The organism is Amycolatopsis sp. VS8301801F10 (assembly GCF_046195355.1).
Taxonomy (GTDB): Bacteria; Actinomycetota; Actinomycetes; order Mycobacteriales; family Pseudonocardiaceae; genus Amycolatopsis.
The window spans coordinates 785,045-801,898 of record NZ_CP176065.1 but is presented as its reverse complement, the minus strand read 5'-3'; the positions used below and the strand labels follow the sequence as shown (position 1 = coordinate 801,898).

Below are 16,854 nucleotides of genomic sequence, written 5' to 3'. Positions count from 1 at the left end.
CCTCACTCCTTCAGCAGTCCGGCGGCCTGAAGGGCATCGGCCGCCGCGGCTACGGCGCCGAACGGCAGGTCCGCCCGTTCGGCGATGTCGAGGAGGCTGTGGTCGCCGTCGGAGAGGCTGAGCACCCACAGCATGGCCAGCTGCGCTTGTTTCGCGTCGCTGCGCCCGCCGAGCGAGTCGTACAGTCCGCGCTTGCCGAGCTGCGGCTCGCCGTACGGGCTGAGGTTCACGTAGCGCCGGTTGCGGTCCAGGACGGAAAACGCCGTCCGCAAGGTGTCGAGGGTGTCGGCCATCGCGTCTGGGTCGACGAAGGACGGGTTGTCCGCCGAGGTGTGGTACTCCGGGTAGCCCGCGTACGGCGTGCGCGTGAGCGAGCCGACGCCGAGGTTGAACCCGGGGGAGCAGAACTGGCGCTCGTCGTACCCGTACGGCGAGAAATCGCGGATCTCGTGCGGTTTGTCCTTGAGGACGTGCGTGAAGACGCGGTCGATGTCGGCGTCCCCGCGGCGGCTGCGCTTGTACGTGAGCGAGCCCCGGTCCCCGGCGCAGGCCAGCACCACGCCGTGCTTGACCTGCTCGATGCGCTCGAAATTGCGCGCCAGCCAGGTGATCGCGCCGATCGTGCCGGGCATGAACAGAAACCGGTAGGTGTAGTACGGCTTTTCCTCGGCCAGCGCCCGCGCGAGCGCGACGGCGACCGCGATGCCGGCGAGGTTGTCGTTGGCCAGCGACGGATGACAGACGTGGCACGAGACGAGCACTTCGTCGCACACCTCGCCCGGCACGACGTGCTCGGCGTAGGTGAGGTGGCCGTCAGCGAGCGTCGAATCGATTTTGACGTGGTAGTCGCCGTCCGGCAGCGTGTCCAGAACCTCCTGCGCGAGGCAGAAACCCCAGGTGGGGGAGTAGTAACTGGTGCGGTACGGGATCAACGACGGCTGCTCGGGCAGCGTGTGCAGGTGCGTGCGCAGTTCGGTGAGGCTGACGACCCGGTCGACCGGGACGCTGTAGCCGACCACGTGCAGGTTCGACTTCCGGAAGTCGATCACCCGCCGTCCGGAGGAATCCGCGACGAAGGCGTCGCGGATGTTCCACTCCGGCGGCACGGTCCAGTCCAGCACCTCGGTGCCGCTGGGCACCTCGTACCGGTCGAGCGGGAGGTGCTCGCCGACGACGGCCAGCGTCTGCCGCACGCCGTCGCCGGTGATGCTCCGGCAGAACGGGTACAGCCGTTCCACCAGGGCGTGCATCTCGGGCCCGGTGCGCATCAGGCGTGCCGCAGGGTGGCGTCGACCGCGCCGGCGGCCTGCCGGTCGCTCAGCCAGTTCAGCCGGGTGAAGCGGTGCTGGAACTGGGCTTGGGTGAGGCTGTGGCGGCGGTAGGCGTCGAACAGTTGCAGCGCGCCGTCTTTCACGCCCCACTTGCAGTCGAAGGCCGGGACCGCGTCGCGGAACCGGGAGAAATCGACGCGGTACGAGCGCGGGTCGGCCCCGGCTTCGCCGGTGATCCGCAGCTTGGCACCGGGCACCGCCGCGACCACCTCTTCGGCGATCTCGGCGACCGTCACGTTGTTGCGTTCGGTGCCGATGTTGAACGCCTTGTTGTGCACGGCTTCGCGCGGTGCTTCGAGGGCTGCGGTGAAGGCGTGGGCGATGTCGTCGGCGTGCACCAGCGGCCGCCACGGCGTGCCGTCGGAGAGCACGAGGACCTCGCCGGACAGGTAAGCGTGGCCGACCAGGTTGTTCAGCACGATGTCGGCGCGCAGCCGCGGGGAGAAGCCGAACGCGGTGGCATTGCGCATATACACCGGGGTGAAGTCGTCGTCGGCGAGTTCGGAAACCTCGGCTTCCACGCGGACCTTCGACTCGGCGTACGGCGTGACCGGCCGCAGCGGTGCGTCCTCGTCGACCAGGCCGCTGCCGCCGGAAGCACCGTAGACGGAACAGGTCGAGGCGTAGAGGAACCGCGAAACCCCGGCGGCCTTCGCGAGTTTCGCGAGCTTGACCGACGCGTGGTGGTTGATGTCGTAGGTCAGTTCGGGGGCGAGCGAGCCGAGCGGGTCGTTCGACAGCGCGGCGAGGTGGATCACCGCGTCGAAGCCCTGGAGATGCTCGGCTTTCACGTCCCGCAGGTCGACGGCCAGCCCGACCGGATCGCGCGGGGCCGGGCCGAGCACACAAGCGGCGAACAAGCCCGAGTCGAGGCCGACGACCTCGTGCCCCGCCGCGGCGAGCACCGGCGCCATCACCGTGCCCAGATATCCCGTGTGCCCCGTGAGCAGCACGCGCATGCCTTCAGCCCCTTAGGTCGATGACGAGTTTGTTCGCCTCGAACGCCTCGGCATAGCGTTCTTGGCATTCGATTCCGCGAATCCGCGCGAGGCCGAGGAACGCCTCGCGGTCGTACCACGGCCGGTGCTGCTGCGAGCCGTAATGCTGGTGCAGCAGTTCGATCTTGCGCTGCATGACCTCGTCCGACATCGGCGCGTACGCGGGCAGCCGGCCGAGGTCCCCGTCCCACTTGACGATTTCGTAGCCCAGCGTCAAATGCCCGCGGAACACCGTGGGCACGAGCTGGGCGAGCCCGCGGTGATCCTGGTGGGCGTCGATGGTGCGGGGCGCGAACACGACGTCCGGATCGGTGCGGCGGCGGAGGTCCTCCAGCGCGTTCTTGGCTTCCTCCCAATGCGAGGGGAGACGGCCGTCCGGCAGCTTCAGCACGGTGACGGTCAGCTTGGCACCCGGGCAGAACGCGGCCAGCGCGGCGCGTTCCTCAGTCTCCCGGTCGGTGCCGCCGCCGGACAGCACCAGCGCGTCGACCTGAAGCCCGGGACGCTGTCCGCAGATCTCCAGCAGCGTGCCACCCGCCCCGATGGCGATGTCGTCGCAATGCGCGCCGAGCGCGACGATGCTTTTCAGCTCGGCACCGAGGCGGATCACGCTCCCACCTTCTCGCGTTCCCACAACGCCCACGGCCGGTCGCCATGCGCGTACGCGGCGTCGAGTGCGTAGCGTTCCTTGACCGTGTCGGTCGGCTTCCAGAACCCGCGGTAGGGGTACGCGAGCAGCCGGCCGCGCTTCGCGAGTTCGCCGCACCCGTCGGCGACCAGATCGCCGTTCTCCGGGATGTGGTCGAAAATCTCCTGCCGCAGCACGAAATAGCCGCCGTTCTCCCACAGCGGGAGTTCGCTGACCGGGGTGATCGCACCGATCCGGCCGCCCTCGTCCATCTCGACGCAGTGGAACGACGACTGCGGCGGCACGACGAGCATCGACGCGCCCGCGTCGCTGTTGCTAAAGCGTTCGACGATGTGGTCCAGCGGCGCGTCGGTGAGGACGTCGGCGTAGTTGGCGAGGAACATTTCGTCGCCGTCGAGGTGGTCGCGCACGCGGCGGAGCCGTTCGCCGATCGGCGATTCGATGCCCGTCTGCACGAAGGAGATCGTCCAGTCGGCGATGTCGGTGGACAGCAGTTCCGGTTTTCCGCCGCGCAGCACGAAATCGTTGGACGTCGTTTCCTCGTAGTGCAGGAAGAAGTCCTTGATGTGGTGCGCGCCGTAGCCGAGGCACAGCACGAACTCGGTGTGCCCGAAATGCGCGTAATAGCGCATCACGTGCCAGATCAGCGGGCGCGGCCCGACCATCGCCATCGGCTTGGGCACGTCGGACGCCTCGCTGCTGCGCATCCGCATGCCGTAACCGCCGCAGAACAGAACGACCTTCACTTCACTTCCACCTCGACGATTTCCAGGCGCGGAATCGGGAAGACGAGCTTGCCGCCCCAAGCGCCGACGTAGGACAGCTGTTCGGTCAGTTCGTCCCGCAGGTTCCAGGGCAGGACGAGCACGTAGTCCGGCCGGTCGGCGGCGATCCGGTCCGGCTCCACGACCGGGATCCGGGTGCCCGGCGTGAACCGGCCGTGCTTGTACGGATTGCGGTCCACCGTGTAGGCGAGCAGGTCCGGCCGGATGCCGCAGTGGTTGAGCAGGGTGTTGCCCTTGCCGGGCGCGCCGTACCCGACGGTCGTTTTCCCGGCTTTCCGCGCGGCGAGGAGAAATTCGAGCAATTCCAGCCGCACGCGGGTGACCCGGTCGGCGAATTCGGTGTACCCGGACAGTTCGTGCAGCCCGGCGGCTTTCTCCCGCGCCAGCACGTCGGTCATTCGCGTGCTCGGCTCCCCGGCGACCGCGGCGGGCCGCGCCCAGAGCCGGATCGAGCCGCCGTGCGTCGGCAGGAGTTCGACGTCGACCACGGTCAGTCCGCCGCCCGCCAGCGCTCGCCGCGCGGATTCGACGGTGTAGTACTGGAAATGCTCGTGGTAAATCGTGTCGTACTGGTTCTTTTCGATCAGCGTGAGCAGATGCTGCACCTCGATCGACACCCAGCAGTCGTCCGCGACGAGCGCGCGCAGCCCGCGGGTGAACCCGCGGATGTCCGGAATGTGGGCGTAGACGTTGTTCGCCACGACCAGGTCGGCCGGACCGTGTTCGGCACGCACCTGCAGGCCGGTCTCCTCGGAGAGGAACGCGGTGTGCGTCGGCACCCCAGCCTCACGCGCGGCCTGCCCGACGTTCACCGAAGGTTCCACGCCAAGACAACGGATTCCGCGTTCCACGACGTGCTTCAGGAGGTATCCGTCGTTGCTGGCGACCTCGACGACGAAAGACTGGTCGGTCAGCCCGAGCCGCTCGACGGCGGCGTCGGTGAACCGTTTCGCGTGTTCGACCCACGAGGTGGAAAAAGACGAGAAATACGCGTAATCGGTGAAAGTGTCGGCCGGGTCGAGCAACGGCGGGAGCTGCGCGAGCCAGCATTCCGTGCACACTTCGAGATGCAGCGGGAAAGTCGGTTCGGGTTCGGCCAGCTGGGCGGCGGTCAGGAACCGTTCGCACGGCGGGGTCGCGCCGAGGTCGACCACGCTGGCGGTTCTTTCCGAACCGCAGAGTCGACATGTGGTCATGTACCAGGCTCCTCCGGTCGCGAACGCGAGCTGCGTAGGGCAGGTCGATCCGCGCCCGGCCGTCGTTACAACGGGCCGGGAAGCTCACCGGAGTCGATTCGGAACCGAGACAATGACGGCGGCGGAATGCCGCGAGCTGCTGCGACGAACGGGTGGGCGGCCGGTGCCGGATGGCGCAGCCGCCACCCGTTCGTCAGCGGATCACAGCTTTTCCGCCGCCGGGATGACCTCGGTGGCGAACCGTTCGAGCACCGCCGGGTCCGGCACGCCGTGCGCCCAGCCGGTCGCGACGCTGAACCCGAGTTCCGCCAACCGGCCCAGTTCATCCAGCAGTTGCCCGGTTTTCTCGCCCTTTTCACCGGTGTCGAGCCGCAGCGAAGCGGTTTTCGTGATCTCCGCGTAGTCGCGGCCGACGTCCTCGCAATGCTGCTTCAGGACCTCCAGCTTGCGCGGAAGATCCGGTCCGGGCAGCAAATTGCAGATGTCGCCGTATTGCGCGACGAACCGCAGAGTCTTCTTCTCGCCGCTGCCCCCGATCAGGATCGGCGGGTGCGGACGCTGGATCGGCTGCGGGCTGTTGAGCAACCGCTCACCGCTGACGTGCGTGCCGGTAAAGGGTTCGTCGCCCTCGGCCCACATCTGGTGGACGTACCGGAGCGCGTCCTCGAGCTGTTCGAACCGTTCCTTCATCGGCGGGAACCGGAACCCGAGCGCACGGGACTCCTCCTCGTTCCACCCCGCGCCGATGCCGAGGATCGCCCGCCCGCCGGACAGCACGTCGAGCGTCGTCGCGGTCTTCGCGAGCAGCCCCGGGTGCCGGTAAATGACGCCGGAGACGAGCGTGAGCAGTTTGACGCGCTCGGTGTGCGCGGCGAGGAAGCCGAGCGTGGTCCAGCCTTCCAGCATTTCGTGCTCCGGCGGGCCGTAGCTGGAAATCTGGAAGAAATGGTCCATCACCGAGAGATATTCGAACCCGGCCTGGTCCGCGGTCCGGGCCACCCGCGCCAGGTCCGCGCCGAGCGCCGCCGGGCCGTTCGGCCAGGTCTGCTGAGCCAGGTGCAACCCGAGTTTCATGCCAACTCCTTAACCGCCGGAATGATGTCGTGCGCGAATATCCCGATCCGGTCCTGGTCGAGCCCGCCGGGCAGCGGACCGATCATCGCCTGGACGCCGAGCCGGTGCAGCCTGCGCGCCTCGGCGAGAAATTCGCCGGTTTTCTCCCCGGACGGGCCGATGTCCAGGTAGTGGTAAACCGTCTTGGTGATCTCGGCGTAGTCGCGCCCCTCGGTTTCGCAATGCCGCTTGAGCACGTCGAGCTTGCGTTCGAGATCCGGGCCGTTGCCGATGTTGCAGCAGTCGCCGTATTTCGCGACCAGCCGCAGAGTCTTCTTCTCCCCGCCCCCGCCGACCATGATCGCCGGGCGGTGCGGCGGCTGCGGGCTGTTGAGCAGTCTGGCGGCGGTGAAATGCTTGCCGGAGAACGGTTTGTCGTCCTCGTCCCACATCTGCCGGACGTACCGCAGGTTTTCCTCGAGCAGTTCGAATCGTTCCGAGACGGACGGAAACGGGAACCCGAGCCCGCGGGCTTCCTCCTCGTTCCACCCGGCTCCGATGCCGAGCATGGCCCGCCCGCCGGACAGCACGTCGAGCGTGGTGACTGCCTTCGCGAGCAGACCGGGATGCCGGTAAATCGCGCCGGTGACGTAGGTGAGCAATTGCGCGCGCTGGGTGTGCCCGGCGAAGTAGCCGAGCGTGGTGTACGCCTCGAGCATCGCGCGGTCGCTCGGGCCGACGCTGGGAATCTGGAAGAAGTGATCCATCACCGCGAGATAGGCGAACCCGGCGTCGTCCGCCGCCCGTACCGCCTCGGCCAGTTTCGCCCCGAGCGCGGCGGTCCCTCCCGGCAACGTGAAGTCGGGGACCTGGAGACCAATTTCCATACCCGACACCGTATACCTGGAGTAACTTCATGCGAGCGGTCAGAAATCGCGCACGATGTTGATGGTGCCGTGCAGCGGATCGGTCACGTACACCGTGCGCGTGCGCTGATCCACCGCGACGTCGCCCGGATTCACCCCCAGGCTCAGCTCGCCGGTCAGGGCTTCCGTTCGACCGTCCACCCGCGACAGTCCATTTTGCCCGCCGTTGGTGTACACGACCTCGCTGCCCTGATGCACCGCGAGCGACGACGCCTCGCTCCGCAGCAGCACGGTATTGACCTGAGCCCGCGCCGATCCGTCCACAATAGACAGATGGTGGATCGCCGAATTCGCCACGAACACCAGGCCGCTTCGTTCGTGGACGCCGATTCCGGTCGGAGCGGCGCCCACCGGAACGCTCGCGGTGAACGTTCCCGAATCGAGGTCGCAGATCTCGACCGAGTTCGTGGTCGGGCTGGTGCAGTAGGCGCGCCGCCGGCCGCGGTCGAGCGCGATTCCGGCTAGACCTGGCTTCGGCGCGGGCAGCAGGTCCCGCAGGGTGAGACTAATGCTGTCGAGCACCGCGAACGTGCCGGTCTCGCCGCTCACCGCGTACACGAGGTTGGCCTGCGGATCGGACGCGAGCGCCGACGCGCCCGCCCCCGCGCTGACCACGCTCAGCAACCGGTGCGTCTGACTGTCGAAGGCGAGCACCGTGCCGCCGGGCGGGTTGGCGACGTAGATCCGGTCGGTGTCCACCGCCACGTCGCTCGGCTCCCCGCCCACCGCCAGCGCGGACACGACCCGTCCCGCGTCCGGATCGAGGACCAGAACCGCGCCGGAGGCCTGGTCGGCCACGTAGACGAGCCCGGTGACCGGACTCACCGCGAGCGCCGAAAGCGTCCCGCCGACCTGCACGCTGGTGACTCGCTCGGCCGCCGCCGCGCTACCGCCGACCAGTGCCGCCGCACCAGCGCTGACCAGGCCGAACAGCCCTCGCCGGGAGAACTGGGAACCGCGCATCGCTCACCTGCCCCGGTCGGTTGGCTTGCTCGCCGACCCTAACTCGGACAAGGATCGGGCGAAGGAACTTCGCGTCCCCCGATCGCGTTGTTTCCAGTGAGTAACCCACCTTGCGGCACCTGCCAGAGCGGACGGAGGCGAGCGCGCGTGCACAAGCATCACAACGGGCTGAAGACGGCGATGCTGCTCGGTCTGCTCTCGGCGATCATCATCGGGATCAGCGGGCTGTTCGGCCGAACAGCCCTGCTCATCGGCCTGGTCGTGGCGCTCGGGATGAACGCCTACGCCTACTTCAACTCCGAGAAAATGGCCCTGCGCGCGATGCACGCGCGGCCGGTGTCGGAGGTCGAGCAGCCGGCGATGTACCGGATCGTGCGGGAGCTGGCGACGTCCGCGCGGCAGCCGATGCCGTCGCTGTACGTGAGCCCGACCGCGGCGCCGAACGCCTTCGCGACCGGACGCAACCCGCAGCACGCGGCGGTGTGCTGCACCACCGGGATCCTGGAGCTGCTCGACGAGCGCGAGCTGCGTGCGGTGCTCGGGCACGAGCTGTCCCACGTGTACAACCGGGACATTCTCATTTCGTGCATTGCCGGTGCGCTGGCGAGCGTGGTCAGCGTGCTGGCGAATATCGCGTTCTTCTTCGGCGGGAACGACCGCGAGGGCAACCCGTTCATGTCGCTGCTGCTGGTCTTGATCGGGCCGATCGCGGCCGGGGTGGTGAAGATGGCGGTGAGCCGGTCGCGGGAGTATCAGGCGGATGCTTCGGGGGCTGAGCTGACCGGGGATCCGCTGGCGTTGGCCTCGGCGTTGCGGAAGCTGGAGCGGGGGACCCGGGCCGCTCCGCTGGTGCCGGAGCCGGCGGTGGTGTCGCAGTCGCATTTGATGATCGCGAATCCGTTCCGGCCGGGGGCGGGGCTGAGCCGGATGTTTTCCACGCATCCGCCTATCGAGGATCGGATCCGGCGGCTCGAGGAGATGGCTCGGGGGGTCTGAGGCCGGGCCGCGAAGGTCCCGTCACTCCCACGCCGCGGTGTCCGGGTCGACTCCGTGCGCGGCCGCATTGGCGAAGATCGCATCTCGCAGCCAGGTGGCCAAGCCGGGCGCAAGCGCGTTGTAGTACTCGGTGTACCCGGGCTCTTCCACGAACTTCCGGGCGATGCACACCTGCATCGAATGGGAGCAGTCGAAGTACTTCGACAACGTCGCGCGATGGCGCTCGGCGAGAGCGTTCGCCTCGGCTGAACCCGGCTCGACGCCAGCCTTTCGCGCGGCAGCAAGGTCGGCGTGGAGAGTCTCGTGTTCGGCCGCGGCCTCTCGCCAGTCTTGCGGGGTCAGGTCAGTGGTCCGCTCGCGGTATTCCGCCCACTGTTTGGTGTCGCCCCATTGCTCAGCGGCCTCGTCGACCCACTCCGGATTCCAGTCGGCACCGAAGATTTCGACCTGCTCCTCAGCGGTCAGCTGCATCCCGCCCCGGGTCGCCGCTGCCATCCGGTCCACTGCGGACACCATGTGCTCGAGCCGCGCGATCCGGTCGCGCAGTTCGCGCCGCTGCCGGGTCAGGTGGGTGTGCGCGTCCACTGCCGGGTCGTCCAGCAGCCGGCCGATCTCCGACAGGGGGAAGCCCAGTTCGCGGTACACGAGCACGCGATGCAGCCGCGCGATGTCCTCGGCGGAGTACACGCGGTAGCCGGACCTGGTGCGCCCGCTCGGGCGCACCAGGCCGACCGCGTCCCAGTGATGCAGGGTTTTGACGCTCACGCCGACCAGCGTCGCCGTGCGTCCGACAGTGAGGCCGTCTTGCTCAGGCACGACCCCAGTGTCGCAGGTCACGGCCGCGGAACGTCGATCCCCACGGCGCGCATCCGCTCCGCGACGGGGCCGTCCGGATCGATCGGCACCGCCGCGGTCATCACGACGTTCGTGCCCTCCGGCGTGACGACCGTCAGCTCGCGCGAGTTCCACGGCATCAACTCCGGTCCGCTGGTGCACCCCGGCGTGATCTCCTCACACCGCTTGGCGATCTCGTCGAGTTCGCTGAGCACACAGGAGAAACTGATGCGCACCTCGCTCGGACCGGCCGGAGTGCCCGGCCGGAGCAGCACGTCCTGAAACGCCCACCGGCGAAGGTGCACGATCTCGCCGGGAAGGGTGAACAGGTTGTCGAAGCCGAGCCCGCGAAGCCAGAAGTCCGTGGAAACGTCGAGGTCGGCGGTGGGCACGATGGGGAACATCGGCATCCCGTAGAAGCCGAGGTAGTTGCCCGGGGAAACCGCGTCGTAGGCGGGAGTCGGAACCGGGCCGCGAAATTCGTTCATGCCGACGAGCGTGCAGCCTCCTGTCGCAGGAGGGTCAAGTCCGACGGTCAGGCGAGTCCGCTGAGCGTGCGGTCATCAGTAGGGGACTGGCGTCGGGAGGAAGTTGCATCCTTGGTGCTGGGTATCACGGCTGACCGAAGCGAGAACACAGATTTCGCGCCAGCGAAGACTTCTAGCGGTTGATTTTATGGCTCAGTGGGGGTGGGCCGACGCGCGTGGCGAAGTGCCTGGGCGACGCCTCCGTCTGCGGCCACTGTGGGGCGGACAGCCGGAACCGGCTGCACACAACCGCACAACACAAAACCACCCCCGTGACCGGTTCGTGCTGGTCACGGGGGTGATGTGGCTGGTGTGGCAGGTGAGGGATTCGAACCCCCGAAGGCTGAGCCGTCTGATTTACAGTCAGATCCCTTTGGCCGCTTGGGTAACCTGCCATGGCCGGGCGAACCGGCCGGGAAGAAGGATACCCAACGGTCCGGACGGCCGGTCAACCGGGATCCCCCGGCGCTACGCTGGGGGTCCCTGACGAGCTGAGACAAGGTGTGAGGACACGTGGCGGATCCCTCTTTCGACGTGGTGAGCAAGGTCGACCGCCAGGAGGTGGACAACGCGCTCAACCAGGCCAGCAAGGAACTGGGCACGCGGTTCGACTTCCGCGGCACCGGAACCGGCATCAGCTGGTCCGGCGAGGAAGCCATCGCGATCGAGTCGGAGACCGAAGAGCGCGCCCTCGCGGCGGTAGAGGTCTTCAAGGAGAAGCTGATCAAGCGGAACATCTCGCTGAAGGCCTTCGAAGCTGGCGAGCCCGCGATTTCCGGCAAGATTTACAAGATCAACGGCAAGATCCTGCAGGGCATCGCGTCGGACAAGGCGAAGCAGATCGCGAAGTTCATCCGCGACGAGGGCCCGAAGGGCGTGCAGGCCCAGATCCAGGGCGACCAGCTTCGGGTGTCGGGCAAGAAGAAGGACCAGCTGCAGGAGGTGATCTCCCTGCTGAAGGGCAAGGACTTCGAGATCGCTCTGCAGTTCACCAACTACCGGTGACCCGCCGGCGCTGCGGATGCCCGAGGCGTCCGCAGCGCCTTACGAGGCCGTGAAGGTCCAATCCCCGTCGTAAGCCTCCACCGCGACAAACGCCTGTCCGTGCAGCGGAAACTCCCCGTCGTACGGAATGAGCTGGTTCACCACCAGGTCGAGCCGTCCGTCGCACAAGGTCCAGACCCCGGTGTGGCCTCGCGAGTTCGTCGTGAACTTCCCGCGCGTCATGCCCGGCGGGATCGCCAGCACCGCGTCTCCGTGGGCGCTGTGCGGTTTGCCCGGCTCGACGCTCGGCAGGCCGCGGTAGTCGGTGATCGTCGCGGTCCAGGCGGCGTCCGCGGTGATGTCCAGTTTGTGCACCCACTTGCCGCCGAGCGAGACGTTGAACCAGGCCGTCCCGTGGTAGGGATCACTGGCGTTGACCAGCAGGCTTTCGGTCCCGTCCGTCTTCACGGCGAGGTGCCCGTCGCACTTCGGGCAGTCGAACTTCAGGAAGCCCGCGACTCCGGAAGGCCAGGTCAGCGGCACTGTCGCGTTCCCCTTGCCCTGATGGGTTTCGGTGGGGGCCTCGGCGAACCGCGGCTCCTCCAGTTCCGGCGGCGGGAGCACGGGGGCGGGCGCGTGGCTGGGTGCGGCGGGCCGCGGGCGCACGATCGCGCCGATGCCGGTCGGCTGCAGCGAGCACGACGCGGTGAGCGCCACCGCCGCGCAGACGGCGGCCAGGCGAGTGCGGCGCATGATTCCCCCTACCGTGCCCCGGCGGGGCCTCCCGATGATCTTTCGTCACGCTCCGCCCGGTCGTTACGCGGCGGGTGGCCCTGAACAGCCCAGCGTTCCCCTCGAAGGAGTGGAATCACGCGGGTGACCAGGGAAGATCGCAGGTTGCGAGCCGAACACGTGGTGTAATCGCCCGTCCGGTCGTGAGAGGAGTTTCTGGATGCGCCGCTGGACTCCCGTGCTTGCCTTCTTCACCTCGCTGGCGGTCCTCGTGACCGCGCTCGCGCCCGTCGCGCAAGCCGCCGAGAAGAAGCTGCTCGTGCCGGGCTTCGGCTCGTACCCGCGGCTGATCCGGCTGGAGTACTCGCCCTTCGGGCGCGGGCACATCATCGCGTCGCTGACCAGCGAGGACGGCAACGGCCGGTTCGCGCCGATCCTCGAGAGCACCGACGAGGGCGCGAGCTTCCACCAGATCAGCGAGATCCGCGACCCCGACGCCAGGTTCGGCCAATGCTGCGGAACCCTCTACGAGCTGCCGCAGCGGGTCGGCCGGATGCGCGCGGGCACGCTGCTCTGGGCGGCGACCTACCGGCAGGACTCCGGCCCGCAGCGCCGGATGGGGATCAAGGTGTGGGCCAGCCGCGACGGCGGCCGCAACTGGCGGTACCTGTCCGAGGCCGCGCTCTCGCACAACCACGACGGCATCTGGGAGCCGGAGTTCACTGTGGACGCCGGCGGCACGCTCTGGCTGCACTACGCCGACGAGACGCAGGCCCCGAAGTACGGCCAGGTGCTCAACCGCGTCGCCTCGACCGACGGGATCACCTGGGGCACCAAGCAGCTCACGATGGCCATCGGGCCGTCCCGGGTGCGGCCGGGGATGCCGATCATCCGCAGGCTGCCCGACGGCCGGTACTGGTTCGGCTACGAGATCTGCAACTACCGCGACCGCTACTGCGATCCGTATTACAAAATCTCCGCCGACGGCGCGAACTGGGGCGACCCGGCCGACCCCGGCACCCGCGTGAACACCGCGAGCGGCAACTACTTCCAGCACGCCCAGACCACCACGCTGTTCCCCGGCGGCCCGAACGGCGTGCGGCTGGTGATGGTCGGCCAGATCTACACGACCGCCGACGGCACCCCGGTGTCCGGAAACGGGCAAACACTGCTGGCCAACGACAATTTCGGAGCCGGGAACTGGTACGAACTCCCCGCGCCGGTCCACATCACCGGCATCTACAACAACTACTGCCCCAACTATTCGTCCACTGTGCTGCCGGTCGACGACGGGAAGAACGTGCTGGAGATCGCCACCGAGTACGCGCACGGCTGCCAGGCGTTTTTCGGCAAGGGCCCGGCGTTCTGAGTTGAGGGAAGCCCCAGCCGGCCTCCGAGCTCACTCGGTACGGTGAACACCACCACCGCACGTGAGGAGGGGCTGTGAAGGGCATCGTGCTCGCCGGGGGCAGCGGAACCCGTCTGCATCCGATCACGCAGGCCGTGTCGAAGCAGCTGCTGCCGGTCTACGACAAACCGATGATCTACTACCCGATCTCGGTGCTGATGCTGGCCGGGATCCGGGAGATCCTGATCATCTCGACGCCGGCCGACCTGCCGAACTTCCGCCGCCTGCTCGGCGACGGCAGCCAGTTCGGGCTGTCCTTCTCGTTCGCGGAACAGCCGAGCCCGAACGGCCTCGCCGAGGCGTTCGTGATCGGCGCGGACTTCGTCGGCGACGATTCGGTCGCGCTGGTCCTCGGCGACAACATCTTCTACGGCCAAGGCTTCTCCACGACCCTGCGCACCGCCGCGACCGACCTCGACGGCTGCGTCCTGTTCGGTTACCAGGTGAAAGACCCGGAGCGGTACGGCGTCGGCGAGATCGACGAGAACGGCAACCTGCTGTCCATTGAGGAAAAGCCCGAAAAACCGCGCTCGAACAACGCGATCACCGGGCTGTATTTCTACGACAACGAGGTCGTCGACATCTCCCGCAACCTGAAGCCCTCCGCGCGCGGCGAGTTGGAGATCACCGACGTCAACCTCTCCTACCTGCGCCGCGACCGCGCCAAGCTGATCGAACTGAGCCGCGGCTTCGCCTGGCTCGACACCGGCACGCACGATTCGCTGCTGGAGGCGGGCCAGTTCGTGCAGGTGCTGGAACACCGGACCGGGGTGCGGATCGCGTGTCTGGAGGAGGTGGCGCTGAAGATGGGCTTCATCAGTCCGGACGAGTGCTATGCGCTGGGCGCCAAGCTGGCCAAGTCGGGGTATGGGGAGTACGTGATGAACGTGGCCACCCTCGCCGGGGCGCAGAGCTGATTCTTTCCGCAGGGGCACGGTATCGCGCACCACCGACAGAACCGCGGAACAACGGCAAGGCCCCGCCCCTCCCAACCCCGGGAAGGACGAAGCCCTGCCTCAACCACGGATCAAGCCGCCTGCGGAACCTCCGAAGAAGCCGGCGTCAAAGCCAACTCCAGCACCTCCCGCACGTTGGCCACCGCGTGTACGTCCAGCTGCGACAACACCTCCGCCGGCACGTCGTCCAGATCCGGCTCGTTTCGCTGCGGGATGATCACCGTCTTCATCCCCGCCCGGTGCGCGGCCAGCAGTTTCTGCTTGACCCCGCCGATCGGCAGCATTCGGCCGGTCAGCGACACCTCACCGGTCATCGCCACATCCGCCCGGACCACCCGGCCCGACAGCAGCGACGCCAGTGCGGTCGTCATCGTGATGCCCGCGGACGGACCGTCCTTCGGCACCGCGCCCGCCGGGACGTGCACGTGGATTCCCCGCTCTCGCAGGTCTCCCACCGGCAGTTCCAGCTCCGCGCCATGCGAGCGCAGGTACGACAGCGCGATCTGCACCGACTCCTTCATCACGTCACCCAGCTGCCCGGTCAGCTGCAGGCCCGAAGCCCCGCTTTCCGGATCGGCCAGCGACGCCTCGATGTACAGCACGTCGCCGCCAGCGCCGGTGACTGCCAAACCCGTTGCCACGCCTGGCAAAGACGTCCGCTGAGTCGCCGTCGGCAGTGACGATTCCGGTACGTGCCGCGGGCGGCCGAGGTAGGTTTCCAGGTCCGAAGCGGACACCGTCAGCGGCAGCGAGACCGAACCCAACGCCACCTTCGTCGCGATCTTCCGCAGCACCTTCGCGATCGTCCGGTTCGCGTCGCGCACCCCGGCCTCGCGGGTGTACTCCGCGGCGATCCGGCTGAACGCGTCGTCGGTCAGCACCACGTCTCCCGACGCCAGACCGGCCCGTTCGAGTTCGCGGGGGAGCAGGTGATCCCGCGCGATGGTGACCTTCTCGTGCTCGGTGTAGCCGTCCAGCGTCACCAGTTCCATCCGGTCCAGCAGCGGGCCGGGGATGGTCTCCAGCGCGTTGGCCGTCGCCAGGAAGACCACATCGGACAGATCCAGTTCCACCTCGAGGTAGTGGTCGCGGAACGTGTGGTTTTGTTCCGGGTCAAGCACTTCGAGCAGCGCGGCCGTCGGGTCGCCGCGGTAGTCGGCACCGACCTTGTCGATCTCGTCGAGCAGCACCACCGGGTTCATCGAGCCGGCTTCCTTGATGGCCCGCACGATCCGGCCGGGCAGCGCGCCGACGTACGTGCGCCGGTGGCCGCGGATCTCCGCCTCGTCCCGGATGCCGCCCAGTGCGACCCGCACGAACTTGCGTCCCATCGCCTTCGCGACCGATTCGCCGAGCGACGTCTTGCCGACCCCGGGAGGACCGGCGAGAGCCAGCACCGCACCGGAACGCCGACCGCCGACCGGGCCGAGGCCCGATTCCGCGCGCCGCTTGCGCACGGCCAGGTACTCGATGATCCGTTCCTTGACGTCGTCCAGACCGGCGTGGTCCGCGTCGAGCACGGCCCGCGCGGCGGCGATGTCGTAGACGTCCTCGGTCCGCTCATTCCACGGCAGCTCCAGCACCGTGTCGAGCCAGGTCCGGATCCAGCCGCCCTCCGGCGACTGCTCGGACGTCCGCTCCAGCTTGTCGACCTCGGCCAGCGCGGCCTTGCGGACGGCGTCCGGCAGGTCGGCGGCTTCCACGCGGGCGCGGTAGTCGTCGTCGGCCGCGGTGCCGTCGAGTTCGCCCAGCTCCTTGCGGATCGCTTCGAGCTGGCGGCGCAGCAGGAATTCCTTCTGCTGCTTCTCCATCCCGTCCGCGACGTCCTTGCGGATGGTCTCGGTGACCTCCAGCTCGGCCAGGTACTCCCGGCTCCACTCGAGGGCCTTCTCCAGCCGGACGCTGACGTCGAGCGCGCTCAGCAGCTCCAGCTTCTGGTCGGTGGACAGGTACGGCGCGTTGCCGGCCAGGTCGGCGATCGCGGACGGCTTCTCGACCTGCTGGACGGCGTCGATCATCTGCCAGCCGCCGCGTTGCTGCAGCACCGAGATGACCACGGCCTTGTACTCCGCGGCGAGCTGCGCGGTGCGGTCGTCGGAAGTCTCTTCGGCGGCGTCGGCGTGCACCCAGCGGGCCGCGCCGGGGCCGTCGGCGATCCGGCCGACGACGGCGCGCGCGGTGCCGCGCAGCAGCACGGCGGACTTGCCGCCGGGGACGCGGCCGATCCGTTCGACGGTCGCGACGGTGCCCAGTTCGGCGTACTCGCCGTGCACGCGCGGCACGATCAGGACTTCGGCCTTGCTCGCCGCGCCCGACCGGATCCCGGGGAACGACGCGGTCGCGGGGGTTTTGGCTTGTGCGGACTCCACTGCGGCCCGGGTCTCTGCGTCGCCGAGGTCGAGCGGGACCACCATGCCCGGCAGCACGACGTCGTCATCGAGCGGGAGGACGGGCAGGAGGCGGGGGTCGGACATGTGCACTCCTCGAATAAGTTGAGTCTAAGGTGCTCAACTCTC

General features: G+C 68.1%; 16 protein-coding genes and 1 tRNA gene. 4 read left to right on the top strand and 13 right to left on the bottom strand.

Going from position 1 to position 16,854, the window contains the following annotated elements; translation table 11 throughout:
- Positions 1-2: 2 nt before the first annotated feature.
- The 8 genes from F9C11_RS03845 to F9C11_RS03810 all read right to left on the bottom strand — a co-directional run bounded on the left by F9C11_RS03845 (position 3) and on the right by F9C11_RS03810 (position 7,901).
- Positions 3-1,268 (bottom strand): DUF4910 domain-containing protein, encoded by a 1,266-nt coding sequence (locus tag F9C11_RS03845; RefSeq protein ID WP_409183540.1) that lies wholly within the window; start codon positions 1,266-1,268, stop codon positions 3-5.
- Positions 1,268-2,290 (bottom strand): NAD-dependent epimerase/dehydratase family protein, encoded by a 1,023-nt coding sequence (locus tag F9C11_RS03840; protein WP_409183539.1) that lies wholly within the window; start codon positions 2,288-2,290, stop codon positions 1,268-1,270. The genes F9C11_RS03845 and F9C11_RS03840 overlap by 1 nt, the downstream gene beginning before the upstream one ends.
- A 4-nt stretch (positions 2,291-2,294) precedes the next feature.
- Entirely contained in the window at positions 2,295-2,939 is a 645-nt protein-coding gene (locus F9C11_RS03835) for a PIG-L deacetylase family protein (protein WP_409183538.1), read from the bottom strand.
- Complete coding sequence (locus tag F9C11_RS03830) at positions 2,936-3,724, bottom strand: glucose-1-phosphate cytidylyltransferase (RefSeq protein ID WP_409183537.1); 789 nt, start codon at positions 3,722-3,724, stop codon at positions 2,936-2,938. Before F9C11_RS03830 ends, F9C11_RS03835 begins: the two co-directional genes overlap by 4 nt.
- Complete coding sequence (locus F9C11_RS03825; RefSeq protein ID WP_409183536.1) at positions 3,721-4,959, bottom strand: class I SAM-dependent methyltransferase; 1,239 nt, start codon at positions 4,957-4,959, stop codon at positions 3,721-3,723. The genes F9C11_RS03830 and F9C11_RS03825 overlap by 4 nt, the downstream gene beginning before the upstream one ends.
- Before the next feature lie 201 nt (positions 4,960-5,160).
- A complete protein-coding gene (locus F9C11_RS03820; RefSeq protein ID WP_409183535.1) occupies positions 5,161-6,033 on the bottom strand; it encodes an LLM class F420-dependent oxidoreductase in 873 nt (290 codons plus the stop codon).
- On the bottom strand, positions 6,030-6,899 hold the full coding sequence (locus F9C11_RS03815) for an LLM class F420-dependent oxidoreductase (protein WP_409183534.1): 870 nt from the start codon (positions 6,897-6,899) through the stop codon (positions 6,030-6,032). Before F9C11_RS03815 ends, F9C11_RS03820 begins: the two co-directional genes overlap by 4 nt.
- Positions 6,900-6,938: 39 nt before the next feature.
- Positions 6,939-7,901, bottom strand: a complete 963-nt coding sequence (locus F9C11_RS03810; protein ID WP_409183533.1) for a YncE family protein — start codon at positions 7,899-7,901, stop codon at positions 6,939-6,941.
- A 147-nt stretch (positions 7,902-8,048) separates the two neighbouring features.
- Here F9C11_RS03810 and htpX point away from each other — a divergent pair, with 147 nt between their 5' ends.
- A complete protein-coding gene (htpX, locus tag F9C11_RS03805) occupies positions 8,049-8,897 on the top strand; it encodes a zinc metalloprotease HtpX (protein WP_409183532.1) in 849 nt (282 codons plus the stop codon).
- A 21-nt stretch (positions 8,898-8,918) separates the two neighbouring features.
- Here the strand turns inward: htpX and F9C11_RS03800 are convergent, their stop codons facing one another.
- The 3 genes from F9C11_RS03800 to F9C11_RS03790 form a co-directional block, all read right to left on the bottom strand.
- Positions 8,919-9,713, bottom strand: a complete 795-nt coding sequence (locus F9C11_RS03800; RefSeq protein ID WP_409183531.1) for a MerR family transcriptional regulator — start codon at positions 9,711-9,713, stop codon at positions 8,919-8,921.
- Between the two features lie 17 nt (positions 9,714-9,730).
- Positions 9,731-10,219, bottom strand: a complete 489-nt coding sequence (locus F9C11_RS03795) for a VOC family protein (protein WP_409183530.1) — start codon at positions 10,217-10,219, stop codon at positions 9,731-9,733.
- 352 nt (positions 10,220-10,571) lie between these two features.
- Positions 10,572-10,653, bottom strand: a tRNA-Tyr gene (locus tag F9C11_RS03790).
- Positions 10,654-10,771: 118 nt separating this feature from the next.
- On the opposite strand from F9C11_RS03790, the gene F9C11_RS03785 reads away from it, so the two are divergent.
- Positions 10,772-11,263 (top strand): YajQ family cyclic di-GMP-binding protein, encoded by a 492-nt coding sequence (locus tag F9C11_RS03785; RefSeq protein WP_409183529.1) that lies wholly within the window; start codon positions 10,772-10,774, stop codon positions 11,261-11,263.
- Between the two features lie 39 nt (positions 11,264-11,302).
- Here the strand turns inward: F9C11_RS03785 and F9C11_RS03780 are convergent, their stop codons facing one another.
- Complete coding sequence (locus F9C11_RS03780) at positions 11,303-11,995, bottom strand: hypothetical protein (protein ID WP_409183528.1); 693 nt, start codon at positions 11,993-11,995, stop codon at positions 11,303-11,305.
- Positions 11,996-12,194: 199 nt separating this feature from the next.
- Here F9C11_RS03780 and F9C11_RS03775 point away from each other — a divergent pair, with 199 nt between their 5' ends.
- Both F9C11_RS03775 and rfbA read left to right on the top strand, forming a co-directional pair.
- Positions 12,195-13,343, top strand: a complete 1,149-nt coding sequence (locus tag F9C11_RS03775) for an exo-alpha-sialidase (protein WP_409183527.1) — start codon at positions 12,195-12,197, stop codon at positions 13,341-13,343.
- A gap of 74 nt (positions 13,344-13,417) precedes the next feature.
- Entirely contained in the window at positions 13,418-14,299 is an 882-nt protein-coding gene (gene rfbA, locus F9C11_RS03770; RefSeq protein WP_409183526.1) for a glucose-1-phosphate thymidylyltransferase RfbA, read from the top strand.
- Positions 14,300-14,409: 110 nt separating this feature from the next.
- On the opposite strand, the gene lon is transcribed toward rfbA, so the two are convergent.
- Positions 14,410-16,812 carry an endopeptidase La gene (gene lon / locus F9C11_RS03765; RefSeq protein ID WP_409183525.1) on the bottom strand — a complete coding sequence of 801 codons (2,403 nt, stop codon included), beginning with the start codon at positions 16,810-16,812 and terminating at the stop codon, positions 14,410-14,412.
- Positions 16,813-16,854: the final 42 nt, after the last annotated feature.